This window comes from Paraburkholderia lacunae (genome assembly GCF_003353175.1).
In the GTDB taxonomy this organism is placed as follows: domain Bacteria; phylum Pseudomonadota; class Gammaproteobacteria; order Burkholderiales; family Burkholderiaceae; genus Paraburkholderia; species Paraburkholderia lacunae.
Map to the genome: position 1 here is coordinate 200,926 of NZ_QHKS01000004.1, position 15,958 is coordinate 216,883.

Sequence of the window (15,958 nt, forward strand, 5' to 3'; positions counted from 1 at the left end):
TGGCATTGCAATGTGAGCCTAAAGCAGACCGGAATTGGCTGGGAGCGGGATAACCAACAGATGAAAGCAAAGCATGCGCGAAGGCGCGCCAGGCAAAGCCGTGGCGCGAGGCCCGCTGTGGCGCGAAACACTATGCGCGCGCAAACGTTTGTGCAGCAAAGATGGACGAAATTGGCGGCAGGAAGCCAGCAGACTGCCCGTTAATTGCTGACCGGGCAAATGCGGAATTTCTTGCCGGAATTGAAAGCAAAAGAAATGATTTCGATTAGGCAAGACAATCGAAAATATAGCTTCCCAATATTTGTTTTCGTTATTTGTGGGCTTTCAGACAGAACCGCCAGATGCACGAAATTCACACGGCGTGAATGACGCCGACGAGAACGCCGGTGAGCGAACGCCGATGAGCGCCAGTGGCCCGCTCATCCGATTGACTGAACGCCGCGTGATTGCGCGGCGTGACTTCCAACGAGCCGGCCAGCGGCCGGCTCAGCGTCCATGCGACTTGGAGCCAGGCCGCGCTCAAGGCGCGGCGGCGATCACCTCGGCAACCGCCGCCGTCAGCTTCTTGCCATACGGCACGTGCAGAAACTCGTTCGGTCCGTGTGCATTCGACTTCGGCCCGAGCACGCCGCACACCATGAACTGCGACTGCGGGAAGCCGGCTTTCAGCACGTTCATAAGCGGGATCGTGCCGCCCTGCCCGATGTAAGCGACGTCCGCGCCATAGTGCTGACGCGACGCGTCGTTGAGCGCCGTGGCGAGCCACGGCGCCAGATCGGGCGCGCTCCAGCCGGTCGCCGCCCCGGCGTCCGGCTTGAAGGTCACCTTCGCGTTGTACGGCGGATCGAATTCGAGCAACGCCTTCAGTTCGGCGACCGCCTTGTCCGCCTCGATCAGCGGCGGCAAGCGCAGCGACAGCTTGAACGCGGTGCGCGGGCGCAGCACGTTGCCGGCATCGGCAAGAGCGGGCAAGCCTGCCGCGCCGGTTACCGAGAGCGACGGACGCCACGTCGAATTGAGCAAGGCCTCTTGCGGATCGGTGGTGGTAGGCAGCACCTGGCCGCCGTCCTGGCCGCAGGCCCACGGAATCTTCTTCCAGACATCGTCGCCGAGAATATGGGCGGTCGCCTCCGCTTCGCGCAAACGCTCGGCCGGAATCGGGCAATGAAAACCCTTCGGCAGCAGATTGCCGTTGGACGCGTCTTCGAGACGGTCGAACAGTTGCCGCATGATGCGGAAGCTCGACGGAACAATGCCGCCGTAGCCGCCCGAGTGGATGCCTTCGTCGAGCACCTGGACTTCGAGGTCGCCGGACACGAGGCCGCGCAGCGACGTGGTGAGCCACAGCTGATCGTAATTGCCCGCGCCGGAATCGAGGCATACCACGAGCCCCACTTTGCCGAGCCGTTCGCGCAATGCGTCGACATACGGGAGCAGATCGTAGCTGCCCGACTCCTCGCACGTTTCGATCAGGCCGACGCAGCGCGGACGCTCGATGCCTTGCGCGTCCAGCGCGGCGAGCGCGGTCAGGCTGGCGTAGATCGCGTAGCCGTCGTCGGCGCCGCCGCGGCCGTACAGCTTGTCGTTTTCGAGCTTGGGCGTCCATGGTCCGAGGTCGTTGCGCCAACCGTCGAACTCAGGCTGCTTGTCGAGATGGCCGTACAGCACGATCGTTTCTTCGCTGCCCGAACGGGTGGCGGCCGTTTCGAAGAAAATCACCGGCGTGCGGCCCGGCAGACGAACCACCTCGAGCTTGAGACCACGCACCGGCTGCTGCTCGGCCCACCGCGCCGCGTCGGTGACTACGCGCTCAAGATAGCCGTGCTTGACCCACTCGGGATCGAACGCCGGACTTTTGGCCGGCACCGCGATGTAGTCCGTCAGCGCGGGAACGATCTCGTCGTTCCATTTGCGGTCTACGAATTCGCGTAGCGTGTCGTGATTGATGCGCTGCGCCTGCTGGGTCGTCTCGTCGGAGGTCATGATGGCGGTCCGTTCGGGTTCTGTTCAGTCGAAACGCCCATGATAGTCCGGATGAAGAACCGGCTGAACCCCTCGCCGCACTTTCACGGGCGAGACACAGCGCAAAGGCCGCAATCGCGCGACAATCGAAGCATACGTCGCGTGTTGGGGAGCCGGCCATGAGTGGCAACATCGTCGTTCAAGCGGTCGCCGCGGTGTGTGCGCTGGCGCTGTATTTCCTGCCGTCGATCCTGGCGGACCGCCGCAAGCGCCATGACCTGCTGACGCTGGCGCTGTTCAACGCGTGCGTCGGCTGGACCGGGTTCGGCTGGCTGCTCGCGCTTTACTGGTCGCTGCAGCCGAACCCGCCGAAGAACGTCGCGGGCGAAATCGTCCAGACGCGCAAAGCCGTGCTGATGCGGGCGTTTTCATCGGCGCTTCAGTTGCGCGTGCAGAAGCGCGCATCGGCGCGTGAGCGCGCCGAACATAGCGCAGAACATAAGCAGCCTTGAATAAGCTCGAGCAGGCGACGAGCAAGTGGCTCGCCTGTTAAGCTGCCGTCCGGCCGATTCGGCTCCACAGCACGGAGGCCGCGGGAATCGAGCGCGGCTCGGCCCGCACACGCTCGTGCGCAAACATCTCGCGACGCAGTTCGCCATGTTCGTCGAACCACTCGCAAATCAGCCAGTCCCCCGGATTGAGGGCCACGGGACCTGCATAGGTCACGGTCATGCGCGCACCGCCTTCCTTCAACGTGACGACGTCGCCTGCATTGAAGCGTGCGGCTGGTTGTGTTTGGAATTCGTCAAAGGTAGCGGTCAGCATAGTCAATCCCCCACGGACCTGTTGAGCGGCATTAAGCCATTGAGGCGCGCATTACTGGACGCAATACCACGCCCCACCTACTGAAGAAAAACTCTAAAAAGTTTGCCAAGATTAGCAATCGAATTTATCCGCCGCAAGTGCTTTTTTATCGATACCGTTTTCAGCCGCACTGGAATGTTTTTGCCATCCTGCCGCCGCCTCGATAATCGGGGGAAACCCTTCATAAAACAGCGCCAAGCCAGCACCCGTGCGGCACTGCACGATAGGAATCGTTACGCGCCAACCGAAAGCGGCGTGCAAAAGATGCGCGCCCGGTTTTGTCATAACTAATCCACATCTGGCGATTTAATTCGGGTTTATTCTGATCTCCATCAAAATCCAAATTACCTGTGAACGGAAAACTCATCGGTAAATCCACTATGCATCGAACACACTTTGTTTAAGGTGCATAAAAGTTTTTAGGCGCCGCGGTTGAAAACGTTTTTGCGGCATCGCAATCAGACCGGTGCCGCCATCCGCCGCGATGCCGATTGCTGATGTCGCACCAGCAGCACGCTCAAGCCGATACACGTGAACATCAGCAGCGCGTTGATCGCGAGGCTGTACTGAAACCCATGTGCGTAAGCGTCAGGCGTCGAACGGCCGCCAAGCTCACCGAAGAACGCGCCGCTGATCGCCGCCGTGCCGAAGGCCGAGCCAATCTGCAAGGTCGACGACACTACGCCCGACGCGAGACCGGCCTTCTCCGGCACCACTTCCAGCAGCACGATGCGCATGATCGACGGCAGCAGCAGCCCATGACCGACGCCCGCGCAGACCAGCCCGCAATAGAACAGCGGGTCCGGCGCGGCGGCGTGCGTGGCGGACCAGCCCGTGATCGTGAAACCCACCGTCATCATCGAAAAGCCGAGCGTCAGCACGTGCCCGCCGATACGCTTGACCACGGCCGGCGAGCTCAGCGGCCCGATCACGAAGCCGATCGCGAACGGCATGATGGCCACGCCGGAAGCAAGCGGAGTCCAGTGCAAACCGGTTTGCAGGAAGATCCCGTAGGTCAGAAAAAATGCGCTGTTGCAATAGAACAGGAACGCGAGCACGAGGCCCAATGCGAACGCCGGGTTGCGGAACAGTTGCAGATCCACCAGCGGATGGCCGCCGCGCCGCTCGACCCGCCGCTCGGTCGCCACGAATAGCGCAAACGCGGGCACGGCAAGCGCGAACATCACGAAGGTCCACGAAGGCCAGCCGGCTTCGCGGCCGTGCGTCATCGGATAAATGATCAGCAGCAGCACCGCGGAGAGCAGCGCGACGCCTTTCACGTCGATACCCGTGCTCGTGGCCGGCTGATTTTCCGGAACGAACTTCCACGTACCGACGAACGCCAGAATGCCGATCGGGATGTTGATCAGAAAGATGATGCGCCAGTCGAGTCCGAACGGGTGATAGGTAATCAACGCGCCGCCGCCGAGCTGCCCGACGATCGAAGCAAGGCCGAACACGAAGCCGTAGAAGCTCATCACTCTGGTCTGCCGATGCAGCGGCACGACCGCGCGGATCGTCGCCAGCACTTGCGGCGCCATCACCGCGGCCGCCACGCCTTGCACGATCCGCGCGATCACCAGCATGTGGCCGCTGGCGGCAAAGCCGCATAGCGCCGAGGCGACCACGAACGCCGCCATCCCCGTCATGAACATGCGGCGCCGGCCGAACAGGTCGCCGAGGCGCCCGCCGGTGATCAGCAACACGGCATACGCGGATGCGTAAGCGGAGACGACGAGTTGCAGTTGCGCGTCGGTGGCGTTCAGCCCCGTGTGAATCGACGGCAGCGCGAGATTGACGATGAAATAGTCGAGCGGCGCAAGAAACGCTCCGACGAACAGCACGGCTAGCGCAAGTCCCTGGCGCTCGAAGCGCGGCGCGGTCTTGGCTGCGACGCACGCCGCGCCGGCAACGGCGGCGGAGGCGGCGGAGGCGGCGGAGGCGGCGGAGGCGGCGGAGGCGGCGGAGGCGGCAGAGGCGGCAGAGGCGGCGGGTCCCGCCAATGCCGCCGGAGCGGACTTGATGGCTTCACAATTCATGACTGTTCGTTCAAAAATTAGGCAAAAAAATTAGACGAGCGCGCGCATGGCGACGTCCACGATATTGATTAGCGCGTCTTCTCGATGAGCGACCCGCCCGAGTACGCGCAATCCTTGCATGACGCACAACAGGAAGTCGCCGACGGCTTTTTCATCGAGCGTCGAATTGAAGGCGCCGCTCGCCTGGCCGCGGATCACCGACGCCGCCAGCAAGGTCGCCATACGCCGCTGGATCGCCGCGACGCGCGTGCGCAGTGCTTCGTCGCCCGGCTGCATCTCGAGCGTGGTGTTGGTGATGAAGCAGCTGCGCTCGCCCGTCAGCGCACTCGCCACCCGCGCATAATGCAGCATGGCGTTGCGCAGCGCCTCTTCCGGCGGCACCGGCGCGTTCAGCCGTTCGGCCAGCCGCGCCACGGAACCCTCCGCGTAATGATCGAGCGCGGCCAGCATGATGCCGTGCTTGTCGCCGAACACGCCGTACAGGCTGCCGCGCAACAGGCCGGTCGCCTTGCAGAGGTCGTCGATCGAGGTGGCGTGATAGCCGTGGTTCCAGAAAACCTGGCTCGCACTCGCCAGCACCGTGTCCGTGTCGAACTCGCGCGGCCTGCCCCGCGGGCAGACCTCGCCCGCTTTTTTCGCCGATTTGCCGGAATTGCCAGATTGGTTCATGTGACGGATATTATGACTATCCGTTCAATAAATCAAGGCATGACCAGAAATTGGCGGCGTCCAGAGCATTCAGGCACCCGCCTCCTGCGCCAGCGGCTCGGCCGACGGCGCCTTCACGGATTTGACGCAAGAGGCGGCAGTGGCACAAACGTCAGCCTGCCGCCATCCTTTCGTCATTTAGCGGCCTGCTTGCCCCACTTCTGCTCCGCGCTCGCAAACAGCTGATTGATCTCGTTGCCGCTCGCGGCGTCTTGCGTGTAGTTGAAGGTGCCGTGATCGCGCATCTCATTCGCCGCCCGCAGGAACGCGCCCAGCGCCGCACGCGCGAGCGACCCGCCCACGCTCACCCGCCGCACGCCCAGCGCCTGCAATTCGGCGAAGCTGAGCAGGACGCCCTGCAACCCCATCAGCACATTGACAGGCCGCTCGAGTGCGCCGACCACCGCGGCAATCTCTTCGCGGGTCTTCAAACCCGGCGCGTAGAGCACGTCGGCGCCGGCTTCCTGATAGGCAGAGAGACGGCGGATCGTATCGTCGAGATCGGCTCGGCCGACCAGGTAGTTCTCGGCGCGCGCGGTCAGCGTGAACGGAAACGGCAGTGAGCGAGCCGCCTCGGCCGCCGCGCGCACGCGTTCCACCGCCGCCTCGAACGGATAGATCGGGTCGTCCGCGCGGCCGGTCGCATCCTCGATCGAACCGCCGACCACGCCCGCGGCCGCCGCCTGCATGATCGTTTCGGCGGCGTCTTCCGGGGCGTCGCCGAAACCGTTCTCCAGATCGGCGCTCACCGGCAAATCGGTCGCGCCGGCAATCTCGGCGAGGTGCACCATCATCTGCGCGCGGCCGATCGAGTTATCCGGCAAGCCGCGCGAAAACGCGTAGCCGGCGCTGCTGGTCGCGAGCGCCTTGAAGCCGGCCAGCGCCAGAAGCCGCGCGGTGCCGATGTCCCACGGATTCGGAATGATGAAGGCCTCGTTGGCCGCGTGATAAGACTGGAATTGCCGTGCCTTTTCTGTTTGCGTTGTCATTGACGGTTCCATGAAAGACGACGACAGCGCCACGCCGCAAGGCGCGCAGGCGTAGTGTCGTGAAAGTGGGTCGACATCGGTCGACAAGTCTGTGCCGGCGGCGAGTTCCGCCCGCCCGCCGGCCTTGCATGCCTTCGCAGCAGCAGAACCGCGGGCTCAGGTTTCGAGCTTCGCGTCCATCGTGATCGTTGCGTTCAAGACCTTCGATACCGGGCAGCCCGCTTTGGCGTCCGCGGTGGCTTTGTCGAACGCGGCCCTGTCGCCGCCGGGAATCTTCACCGCCACGTCGAGATGCACCGCGGTGATCGAAAAGCCACCGCCGTCCTTGTCGAGCGTGACGGTTGCCGTGGTGCCGATACGTTCGGGCGTGATGCCGGCCTTGCCCAATTCCGCCGATAACGCCATCGAAAAACAACCCGCATGCGCAGCCGCAATCAACTCTTCCGGATTCGTGCCGATGCCATCCGCGAAGCGAGTCGAAAACGAGTATTGGGTCTCCTTGAGGACGCCGCTGTCAGTGGAAATCGAGCCTTTGCCGTCTTGCAGACCGCCTTGCCAGACTGCCGATGCCTTGCGCTTCATCGCTCTCTCCTGTTGTGCCCTGCGTGGCGCCGCTCTGCAACCGAACGTGATGCCCGCCGCAACGGTCCCGCCCGGGTGCTTGCGGTTTCGGCATCGATCGCGAGTGTCGCGCGGCGCGGCAGGCGCGGGCGTGGACCGAACTTCATGATAGGCGCTTCTGTGTGCCAGCGTCGTGACGATGCGGACCGCGAAGCCGTCTTCTTGTGTTCGGCTTGTCGCGGGCAGTAAGCCGCGAGCTGCGCTGCACGAAGACGAGGCCGACACCCCGGTGGCGCCGCCGCTACTCGGCGAACGGCAAGCTCTCCTGCCCCACCGCACGCATGCCGAACACGTTCAGCGTCATCGCCACCAGCGCGTAGTAGCCGAGCAGGCCGACCAGGTTGATCGTCACCTGATGTCCGAAGCGCTCGACGGTCCTGGCATACGTCGCATCCGATACCCGCTTGTTGTCGTACAGCTCGCTGGCGAAATCGTAGATCAATGCATCGTCGGTATCGGCGAAGGCCGGGCGCCGCCCTTGCAGGAGCGCTTGCGCATCCGCTTCGGCCACGCCGGCTTCGAGAGCGATCGGATAATGGATATACCACTCCGCCTGCGCCTGCCAGCGCGCTGCCGTCACCAGAATCGCCAGTTCCGACAGGCGCAGCGGCAAGCCGGTCCGGTAGCGGCAGAACGCGCCGAGACGCTGCGCCTGCTGGGCAAGTTCCGGGCTGTGAATCCAGCCGAGAAACGGCCCATTCAGATTGCCGCGCGGGCCGGACAGAATCTCATCGAGCACCGCCTTTTGTTCGGGCGTGGCATCGGAGCGGTCGAAGTGAGGCAAACGCTCGGTCATCGCAAATCTCGCAGAAGATGAAGTGTTGTCAGGCTGAGGCCAGCGCGCCGCCGATCGCATCCGTCAATCGACCGACGATCTCGTCGATGTCGCGCGCGGTGCAGATGAACGGCGGCGCCAGCAGCACATGATCGCCGATCTTGCCGTCGACGGTGCCGCCCATCGGATACACCATCAGCCCGCGTGCAAACGCCTCGCGCCGGATCGCCGCGTGCAGTTTCAGCTGCGCGTCGAACGGAGTCTTGCTCGCGCGGTCCTTCACCAGTTCGACGCCGACAAAGAGCCCCCGCCCTCGCACATCGCCGATATGCGGATGCTGCGCATAGTGCTCGCGCAACCGTCCGCGCAACTGTTCGCCGCGCGCGAGAACGTTGGGCAGAAGATGCTCGTCGGCGATCACGCGCTGCACTTCGAGCGCCGCGGCGCACGCGGTGGCGTGGCCGATATAGGTGTGCCCGTGCTGAAAGAAGCCCGAGCCGTCCACGATCGCCTGGTAAATCCGGTCGCTCACCAGCGTCGCACCGATCGGCTGATAGCCGGCGCCGAGTCCCTTGGCGATGGTCAGGAGGTCCGGCGCGACGCCGTCTTCTTCGCACGCGTACAGATAGCCGGTGCGTCCCATGCCCGACATGATCTCGTCGAGAATCAGCAGCACACCGTAACGATCGCACACCGCGCGAATCTTGCGGAAGTACTCGCGCACCGGCGGCACCGCGCCGGCCGTCGCGCCCACCACCGTTTCCGCGACGAAAGCGGCCACCGTGTCGGCGCCGAGTTCGAGGATCTTCTGTTCGAGTTCGTCGGCGAGACGCTGGGCGAATGCCTCTTCGCTTTCGCCCGCGCGCTGCTCGCGATACGCGTAACAGGGGCTCACGTGATGCGCTTCGATCAGGATCGGCAGAAACGGCTCGCGACGCCACGCATTGCCGCCGATCGCCAGCGCCCCCAGCGTGTTGCCGTGATAGCTCTGGCGGCGCGCGATGAAGTGGCGGCGCTGCAACTCGCCCTTCTCGACGAAATACTGCCGCGCCAGTTTCAACGCCGCCTCGATCGCTTCCGAGCCACCCGACACGAAATACACGTGTTCGAGCCCCTGTGGCGCGCTTGCCACCAGGCGGTCGGAGAGTTCCTCGGCGGCTTCGGTCGTGAAGAACGAAGTGTGCGCGTACGGCAACTGCTGCGCCTGCCGCTTGATCGCGCCGATCACGCGCTGGTTGCTATGGCCGAGGCACGAGACGGCGGCCCCGCCGGACGCGTCGATATAGCGCTTGCCGGTGGAGTCGATGATTTCGATGCCTTCGCCGGCGACGGCAACCGGCAACGACTGCTTCGGCGAGCGGTGAAATACGGTGGACATGGCGTTTCCTTGTTTTTTCCTTGTTAGCCGGTCAGGGTTCCGGCCTGCGAAGGTGCAGTTCGTGCGATGAAGGTGTCGAATGCGAGACGGCCCTGGCGGAAAACCTGCATCGCCACACCCGTGTTCCCGATCGCGAAGAGCGCGGTAGCGAGCGTGTTTTCGTCGTCGGGGTCGAGTGGATCGTCGCGGTAGATCGGCAAGCCCGAAGGCGCACGATCGTGCAATACGTCGAGCAAGGCGGCGGCCTTCAACGGACTGGCGAGCGCCGGCAGCAAGTGCTCGACGCGCGCCTGACGGTCGCGCGAGGAATCGGTCACGATTTGCGCTTCGGCGTCGCAGCCCGGATGAATCAGATGGTTCGCATGGCCAGCGAGGTTCGCGACGATCTGCACGGAGCAGCGCTGCACGGTTGCCTCGACACTCACGAGGCGTGCATCGCCCGCGCAGCCGAGCGTGTGATGAAAGCCGCTTGCAGCCGGCGCGCTGCGCAATGTTTGCAGCGCTTCGTCGAGTGAGGTTGCATCGAGCACCGCACGCGCGAGAATCATCCGCGGCACGCCGGCGGCGGGCATGCGAATGCGCAGATTGTTGATCGCCTGCACAAGACCGGCGCGATTCGCCGCGAAGGTATGGCCCGGCAATGATCCCGGGTAGTAGAAGCTCACGAAACCCGGCTTGCCGGCCGGTTGCACCTGAACCAGACAACAGCGCTCGCGCAGATAGGGATCGCCGTCTTCGTTGTGCGCGATGAAACGCGTGCCGCCGGCGGCCCCCGCCAGGGTGGTGCAACCGTCGGGCGCGTTGTGAATCAGCTCGCCGCGGCAGTTCCACAGAAAGATGTCATCCGCGGAGCAGTCGAGCCCCGCCGCCATGCCTTCGAGTTCGGCCAGCAGCGCGGGAAAATGCGCCTCGGATGCCTGCCGCAGCTTCTGCACGAACGGATCGCCGCGCCAGCGACGAACCGCCTGCCACGCGCCGCTTTGCTCCATGTATTCGGCGAACACGGGCCGCGCAAGTTCGCCCAGCCGGTAGCCGATGTCATACGGCTCACCGGCCACCTGGAAAAGATTCAGCTCCCGCATCGACGCCACCGCCTCCCACCCACTCAACAATCGGTACGTGTTTATACTTCCAAACAACATTTGTTGTCAAATGGGGCAACTGCGATACAGACCAAGCAGGCTTGCTTCGCGGCAGAGATCTGTCTGGGTCAAATGCGCGGAATCAACGTAACAGCAAGGCAGCCTCAAGGCACATACGCGCCTTTCGCATGCAGCGACTGCTCGGCGATGCCGAGTTGCTCGACCGCATCCGCTCCTTCGAGTGCGAGCAGATGTGCGACCAGTGCCTCCGAGATCGCCGTGGCCGCTACCAGCGAGGGAAAGAACGACGGACTCTCGTGCGAAAAGATCAGCACCTTGTCGGCGTTCAGCGCGATGGGCGAGACCGCGCTGTCGGTAATCGCAATCAGCTTGCTGCCCTTTTCCAGCGCGCCTTCGGCGACACGCGCCGCTTCCACTGAATACGGCGCGAAACTGATGACGACGGTGGCGCTGTCACGCTCGATCGTGCGCAACTGCATCTCCAGCGTACCGGCCTCGCCGTTGAGCAGCGACACCGATGAGCGAAACAGCCGATAGCCGTAGACAAAACCGAAAGCCACCGCATAGCAGGAGCGAAAACCCGCCACATGCACATGCGGCGCGCGGCGCAGCAGACGCGCCGCCTCGACGATCGCGCGGCCGTTCTGCGCGGCGGTGACCTCGAGGTTGTGTTGTTGCGCGACGAGCAGATCGCTCGCCAGCGCGTCTTTCGATTTGACCAGCGAACGCGCGCGGCTGGTGAGCGGCTCGGGCCTCGTCCGCAAGCGCGCGACGAACAGGTCGCGCAATTCGTTCCAGCCGGGAAAACCGAGTTGCTGCGACAAGCGCACCAGCGACGCGGGTTGCACCTGCGCGCGCTCGGCCACTTTGCGCATCGACGAGACCGCAACTTCGTCAGGATGATCGAGCAGGAAACCTGCGCCCATCTGGAACTGCGGACTCAGTTCGGAGAAGCGCGCCCGGATCAGGGCGGCGAGCTGGTCGAAGCTGTCTGGCATGCGATGTACCGGGCGAACGGTCGATAGGGATGACAACAAATGTTACCACCCGGTGCATCGCATCCAACAGCACTTCACGCGTGCTTTTCGCGCCTGCCTGGCCGCTGGTTGAGTACCTGCTTAAGTACCTGCTCAGGTGCCTGCTCAGATGCCTGCCTAAGTGCCCGCTCAGGTGCCTGCCCAGATGCCTGCTTAAGCGCCGGCTTAAAGCAGCGCAACCACCCGCACGTCGCCCTGCTCGGCCGATGCGACGACCTTGTCGCCGATGCGCCGGAACGTGATCGATACGGACGCATCGCCCACCCGCAAATCGCCGACTTCGAGCCAGTCGATACCTTCGGGGAGCATCGGCTGTTCGATCAGCACTTCGCGTTTGACCGCATCGATCGTGATGCCGAGACAGGCTTCGAGCATCATGAAGGGCGACCCCGCAGCCCAAGCCTGCGGCAGGCAGGCGACCGGATAGGCGGTGGGCGGCTCGCCGCGCCGCCGCGGGAAACCACAGAACAGCTCGGGCAGGCGCATGTCGAAATTGACTGCCGCCTGGAACAACGCCTGCAACAGCTTCACGGCCGACGCCTTGCCGCCGTAGCGCGACAGGCCGCGCGCGCAGAGCGCATTGTCATGCGGCCAGACCGAGCCGTTGTGATACGCCATCGGGTTGAAGCGCGACTGGCTCGCGGCCAGCGTGCGCACGCCCCAGCCGGTGTGGAACAGCGTCGAGTCGAGTGCGCGCACCACGGCCTCGCCGCGTTCGCGCGCGGGCAGGCCGAAGGCCAGCAGATGCCCCGCATTCGACGCCATCACGCGGCACAGTTCGCCGTGCCCGTCGAGCGCAATGCCGTAGAAGCCGGACTCCTCCATCCAGTACTTTTCTTCGACGCACTGGCGGATTTGCCTCGCGCGCTCCTTATAGCGCGCCGCCGGCTCGGCAAGGCCGCGCAGTCCGGCAAAATGGGCCATTGTGTCGAACGCCGCGCTTGCATACGCCTGCACTTCGACCAATGCAATCGGGCCGTCGGGAAAATGGCCGTCGGCGTGGAATACCGAATCGTGGCTGTCCTTCCAGCCCTGATTCGCGAGCCCGCCATCCGACTCGCGTTGATAGTCGAGCAGCCCGTAACGGTTCTTGTCGCAGACGCCCGCGACCCACTGCGCCGCGCGTTCGAGCGCCGGCCACAATTCGTCGATCAGCGCGAGGTCGCCCGTGCGCGCCGCGTAGGCGCCGGCCAGCACGATGAAGAGCGGCGTGGTGTCGACGCCGCCGTAGTACAGCGCGAATGGCACCTCGCCGGTAGCGGCCATTTCGCTCTTGCGCATCTCGTGCATGATCTTGCCGGGCGCGGCGTCGCGAAACGGTGAATTCTCGCGCGCCTGGTGCTCGGCGAGAAAACGCAGCACGCCGGCTGCCAATTGCGGTTGCAGCCACAGCGTTTGCAACGACGTGATCACCGCGTCACGGCCAAACGGGGTCGAGAACCATGGAATGCCGGCATACGGATACGGGCCGGTGGCCAGATCGGTGGTCAGCAGACCGAGGTCGGCGAGCGAGCGGTCTATCCACGCATTGAACAGCGGATTGCTCGAACGGACGCGCGCGGTAGCGCGGCGCCGTTCGCGCATCACGAGGTGGGCGTCGACCAGCGCGGCGCGCACCGCGGCGCGGCCGACACGCGGGCGCTCCGCGTCGATTTGCGAAAGATGGGCTTCGCTCAATGAGTGCGTCGGCTTCGACACGGCCATCCCCGGCTTGTCCGTTTGCGCGACGACGTCCACCGCGACCGACAGATAGATCGACACACACGCTTGCGCCGGCAGCTTCACCGTGTAGTCGGCGCGGTCGGCGAACAGCTTGTCCGGCCGCGGTGCGAAGGCGATCTGCACATTGCGCGCCACGCCGTCAAGGCCGATGTAGCCGAGCATCACCTCGTGGTTTTCGACGCGCGCCGGTTCGACGCGCCCCTGTTTATCGCGCTTGAGGCCGCGCACTTCGAACATGTCGCGGAAGTCGCTGACGAAGGAGATCGACAGCGGCAGGATGGCGTCGCTCGTGCCGTAGTTGGTGAGTTCGATGGCTTCGTTGAGAACGGTGCCGGACAGCACACGCACGCGCTCGACGTGGATCACGCCTTCGGGGGTGCTGTCGCCGCCGAGCGGCGGCAAGGGACGATTCGTGAGATGCGCGGTGAACGAAGTGTTGTCGCTGCTGACGCTGCCCGACAACAGTGACGGCGCGCGGCCGCCGAAGGTGAGGCGCAGTTGCGAGAGAACGCGGGTGTCGTTGACGAAGAGGCCGTCGTCGTGGCCGGTGATATCGCCGAGGGGGTCATTGACGATGAAGGTGTCGCCAGACTTCAGCACGTGCTGGGTGGCGCTCGCCACGTTCAGGTTTTCCGTCGGGATGAATACGCCGTCCGGCTCGATATCCTGGTGGTCGATGCCGCCCGAGTGGGATAGGCCGCCGAGGGCTTCTGGCTGCTGCATCAGGGTCGCTCCTGTGAGGTTCGCTTTCGGGTTCCTGCTGTCGCTTCCGATTGTAGAAGGTCTGCGGGTGTCAGACGAACTTAACACATTGGAGTTTCAGTTTTTTTCGTGGCATGGGAGATGCAGGCGGTTTTGCTTTTTTTTTGCCTTTGGCGGCGGCAATTGTGGTTTGCCTGCGGTGGTGGTCTTTGCTTGATTATTTGCCTGCGCGGCGCTTCTTATGGCTGTTTGCCTACGGTGTTGGTCTTGGCTTTTTTTGCCTGTGCGGCGCTTATGGTGGTGCTGCCTGCGGTGGTGGTCTTTCCTTGATTGATTGCCTTCGCGGCGCTTATGTTCGTGCTGCCTGCGGCGTTGGCCTTTCCTTGTTTTCTTTGTGGTCTATTAGCTTTCCCCCTGTGCGGGGGAGCACGAACATAAGTGCCACACAGGCACAAAAACCAAGACCAACGCCGCAGGCATACAGACAACAAGCGCCGCGCAGGCAAAAACCCACCTCACTCGCTACGCGCAAAAAATCACCGTTTGGCGACCGGCTTGGCCTCGCGCGGACCCTCACCAACAAACAATTGCCGCGGGCGGCCAATCTTCTGCTCAGGATCGGCAATCATTTCGTTCCACTGCGCAATCCAGCCGACCGTACGCGCCATCGCGAAGATACACGTGAACATCGAGGTCGGAATGCCCAGCGCGCGCTGCACGATGCCCGAGTAGAAGTCGACGTTCGGGTACAGCTTGCGCGACACGAAGTATTCGTCTTCCAGTGCGATCTTTTCCAGCGCCATGGCCAGCTTGAACAGCGGGTCGTCGTGCAGGCCCAGCTCTTCCAGCACTTCATGGCAGGTTTCGCGCATCAGCTTCGCACGCGGATCGTAGTTCTTGTAGACGCGGTGACCGAAGCCCATCAGCTTCACGCCGGAGTTCTTGTCCTTCACCTTCGCAATGAACTCGGGAATGTGGTCGACCGAACCAATCTCTTCCAGCATGCTCAGCGCCGCTTCATTCGCGCCGCCATGCGCCGGCCCCCACAGGCAAGCAATCCCTGCGGCAATACAGGCAAACGGATTCGCACCCGACGACCCGGCGAGACGCACCGTCGAAGTCGATGCATTCTGCTCGTGGTCGGCATGCAGGATCAGGATGCGGTCGAGCGCGCGCACCAGCACGTCGTTGACCTTGTACTCCTCGGCAGGATTGGCAAACATCATTCGCATGAAATTCGCGCTGTACGACAGATCGTTCTTCGGATACACGAACGGCTGACCCACGGTGTATTTGTAGGCCATCGCCACCAGCGTCGGCAGCTTCGCGATCATGCGGATCGCGGATACTTCGCGGTGCTGCGGATTATTGATGTCCAGCGAGTCGTGATAGAACGCCGACAGCGCGCCGACTGCGGCGACCAGAATCGCCATCGGGTGCGCGTCGCGGCGGAAGCCGCGGAAGAAGAAGTGCATCTGCTCGTGCACCATCGTGTGCTGCGTGACGGTGTTGACGAACTCTTCATTCTGCTGCGCGTTCGGCAGTTCGCCCTTTAGCAGCAGATAACAGGTTTCGAGGAAATCGGCGTTTTGCGCCAGATTGTCGATCGGGTAGCCGCGGTACAGCAGCTCGCCTTCGTCACCGTCGATATACGTGATTTCGGAATTGCAGGCCGCCGTCGACATGAAACCCGGGTCGTACGTGAACTTGCCCGTCTGCCCATACAGTTTGCGGATGTCGATCACATCCGGTCCGAGCGTGCCCTGATAAATCGGCAAATCAATCGTCTGGTCGCTGTCGGAAAAGCTCAGCGTCGCGTGTGTCTTCGAGTTCATCTACACGTTTCCTTTTACATGCACATCGCACACATGCCGGCATGCTCGATCATCGCGCTTGCGTGTTTAGGCATGCTCAGGCTCCGCTTCGCATTCTACGGTTCGATCAGGCATTGATTGCGGCGATTGACGGCAACAATCCATCTCGGCTGGCGCAACATTCGTTGCCTGACGTGGCCGCAAAGCTCCCTGAGGACGCCGCGCGAACATGCACTATGTGCCA

15 protein-coding genes are annotated in these 15,958 nt (G+C 63.4%); 2 read left to right on the forward strand and 13 right to left on the reverse strand.

The features are described 5' to 3' along the window. Positions 1–519 precede the first annotated feature (519 nt). Positions 520–1,983 carry a M20 family metallopeptidase gene (locus tag DLM46_RS07555; protein ID WP_115100139.1) on the reverse strand — a complete coding sequence of 488 codons (1,464 nt, stop codon included), beginning with the start codon at positions 1,981–1,983 and terminating at the stop codon, positions 520–522. A 158-nt stretch (positions 1,984–2,141) separates the two neighbouring features. Between DLM46_RS07555 and DLM46_RS07560 the strand changes: the two genes are divergently transcribed. Further along, positions 2,142–2,474 (forward strand): superinfection immunity protein, encoded by a 333-nt coding sequence (locus tag DLM46_RS07560; RefSeq protein WP_115100140.1) that lies wholly within the window; start codon positions 2,142–2,144, stop codon positions 2,472–2,474. 37 nt (positions 2,475–2,511) lie between these two features. Here DLM46_RS07560 and DLM46_RS07565 read toward each other — a convergent pair whose 3' ends face one another. The 11 genes from DLM46_RS07565 to DLM46_RS07615 form a co-directional block, all read right to left on the reverse strand. After that, on the reverse strand, positions 2,512–2,787 hold the full coding sequence (locus tag DLM46_RS07565) for a YodC family protein (RefSeq protein ID WP_115100141.1): 276 nt from the start codon (positions 2,785–2,787) through the stop codon (positions 2,512–2,514). A 111-nt stretch (positions 2,788–2,898) separates the two neighbouring features. Further along, positions 2,899–3,111, reverse strand: coding sequence for a hypothetical protein (locus DLM46_RS07570; RefSeq protein ID WP_115100142.1), 213 nt, complete (start codon positions 3,109–3,111; stop codon positions 2,899–2,901). A gap of 173 nt (positions 3,112–3,284) precedes the next feature. Further along, on the reverse strand, positions 3,285–4,865 hold the full coding sequence (locus DLM46_RS07575) for an MFS transporter (RefSeq protein ID WP_115100143.1): 1,581 nt from the start codon (positions 4,863–4,865) through the stop codon (positions 3,285–3,287). A gap of 30 nt (positions 4,866–4,895) precedes the next feature. Continuing rightward, positions 4,896–5,534 (reverse strand): TetR/AcrR family transcriptional regulator, encoded by a 639-nt coding sequence (locus DLM46_RS07580; RefSeq protein WP_115100144.1) that lies wholly within the window; start codon positions 5,532–5,534, stop codon positions 4,896–4,898. A 173-nt stretch (positions 5,535–5,707) separates the two neighbouring features. Further along, on the reverse strand, positions 5,708–6,562 hold the full coding sequence (locus DLM46_RS07585) for an isocitrate lyase/PEP mutase family protein (RefSeq protein ID WP_115100145.1): 855 nt from the start codon (positions 6,560–6,562) through the stop codon (positions 5,708–5,710). Positions 6,563–6,718: 156 nt separating this feature from the next. Beyond that, complete coding sequence (locus DLM46_RS07590) at positions 6,719–7,144, reverse strand: OsmC family protein (RefSeq protein WP_115100146.1); 426 nt, start codon at positions 7,142–7,144, stop codon at positions 6,719–6,721. A gap of 280 nt (positions 7,145–7,424) precedes the next feature. Beyond that, a complete protein-coding gene (locus tag DLM46_RS07595; protein WP_115100147.1) occupies positions 7,425–7,979 on the reverse strand; it encodes a carboxymuconolactone decarboxylase family protein in 555 nt (184 codons plus the stop codon). Positions 7,980–8,007: 28 nt separating this feature from the next. Then, entirely contained in the window at positions 8,008–9,336 is a 1,329-nt protein-coding gene (locus DLM46_RS07600) for an aspartate aminotransferase family protein (RefSeq protein ID WP_115100148.1), read from the reverse strand. 23 nt (positions 9,337–9,359) lie between these two features. Beyond that, positions 9,360–10,418 (reverse strand): C45 family autoproteolytic acyltransferase/hydrolase, encoded by a 1,059-nt coding sequence (locus tag DLM46_RS07605; RefSeq protein ID WP_115100149.1) that lies wholly within the window; start codon positions 10,416–10,418, stop codon positions 9,360–9,362. Between the two features lie 164 nt (positions 10,419–10,582). After that, positions 10,583–11,437, reverse strand: a complete 855-nt coding sequence (locus DLM46_RS07610) for a MurR/RpiR family transcriptional regulator (protein ID WP_115100150.1) — start codon at positions 11,435–11,437, stop codon at positions 10,583–10,585. Positions 11,438–11,641: 204 nt separating this feature from the next. Next, positions 11,642–13,921, reverse strand: a complete 2,280-nt coding sequence (locus DLM46_RS07615) for an amylo-alpha-1,6-glucosidase (RefSeq protein WP_115100151.1) — start codon at positions 13,919–13,921, stop codon at positions 11,642–11,644. Positions 13,922–14,041: 120 nt separating this feature from the next. Between DLM46_RS07615 and DLM46_RS38960 the strand changes: the two genes are divergently transcribed. Continuing rightward, complete coding sequence (locus tag DLM46_RS38960) at positions 14,042–14,230, forward strand: hypothetical protein (RefSeq protein ID WP_133300306.1); 189 nt, start codon at positions 14,042–14,044, stop codon at positions 14,228–14,230. Positions 14,231–14,436: 206 nt separating this feature from the next. Here the strand turns inward: DLM46_RS38960 and gltA are convergent, their stop codons facing one another. Then, positions 14,437–15,735 carry a citrate synthase gene (gene gltA / locus DLM46_RS07620; RefSeq protein WP_115100152.1) on the reverse strand — a complete coding sequence of 433 codons (1,299 nt, stop codon included), beginning with the start codon at positions 15,733–15,735 and terminating at the stop codon, positions 14,437–14,439. Positions 15,736–15,958: the final 223 nt, after the last annotated feature.

What these genes read in the sequence shown, in the direction of transcription:
- DLM46_RS07610 (WP_115100150.1), bottom strand. Translation starts at nt 11,437, where the DNA reads ATGCCAGACAGCTTCGACCAGCTCGCCGCCCTGATCCGGGCGCGCTTC.
- DLM46_RS07590 (WP_115100146.1), bottom strand. Translation starts at nt 7,144, where the DNA reads ATGAAGCGCAAGGCATCGGCAGTCTGGCAAGGCGGTCTGCAAGACGGC.
- DLM46_RS07595 (WP_115100147.1), bottom strand. Translation starts at nt 7,979, where the DNA reads ATGACCGAGCGTTTGCCTCACTTCGACCGCTCCGATGCCACGCCCGAA.
- DLM46_RS07605 (WP_115100149.1), bottom strand. Translation starts at nt 10,418, where the DNA reads ATGCGGGAGCTGAATCTTTTCCAGGTGGCCGGTGAGCCGTATGACATC.
- gltA (WP_115100152.1), bottom strand. Translation starts at nt 15,735, where the DNA reads ATGAACTCGAAGACACACGCGACGCTGAGCTTTTCCGACAGCGACCAG.
- DLM46_RS07570 (WP_115100142.1), bottom strand. Translation starts at nt 3,111, where the DNA reads ATGACAAAACCGGGCGCGCATCTTTTGCACGCCGCTTTCGGTTGGCGC.
- DLM46_RS07580 (WP_115100144.1), bottom strand. Translation starts at nt 5,534, where the DNA reads ATGAACCAATCTGGCAATTCCGGCAAATCGGCGAAAAAAGCGGGCGAG.
- DLM46_RS07585 (WP_115100145.1), bottom strand. Translation starts at nt 6,562, where the DNA reads ATGACAACGCAAACAGAAAAGGCACGGCAATTCCAGTCTTATCACGCG.
- DLM46_RS38960 (WP_133300306.1), top strand. Translation starts at nt 14,042, where the DNA reads ATGCAGGCGGTTTTGCTTTTTTTTTGCCTTTGGCGGCGGCAATTGTGG.
- DLM46_RS07600 (WP_115100148.1), bottom strand. Translation starts at nt 9,336, where the DNA reads ATGTCCACCGTATTTCACCGCTCGCCGAAGCAGTCGTTGCCGGTTGCC.
- DLM46_RS07555 (WP_115100139.1), bottom strand. Translation starts at nt 1,983, where the DNA reads ATGACCTCCGACGAGACGACCCAGCAGGCGCAGCGCATCAATCACGAC.
- DLM46_RS07565 (WP_115100141.1), bottom strand. Translation starts at nt 2,787, where the DNA reads ATGCTGACCGCTACCTTTGACGAATTCCAAACACAACCAGCCGCACGC.
- DLM46_RS07615 (WP_115100151.1), bottom strand. Translation starts at nt 13,921, where the DNA reads ATGCAGCAGCCAGAAGCCCTCGGCGGCCTATCCCACTCGGGCGGCATC.
- DLM46_RS07560 (WP_115100140.1), top strand. Translation starts at nt 2,142, where the DNA reads ATGAGTGGCAACATCGTCGTTCAAGCGGTCGCCGCGGTGTGTGCGCTG.
- DLM46_RS07575 (WP_115100143.1), bottom strand. Translation starts at nt 4,865, where the DNA reads ATGAATTGTGAAGCCATCAAGTCCGCTCCGGCGGCATTGGCGGGACCC.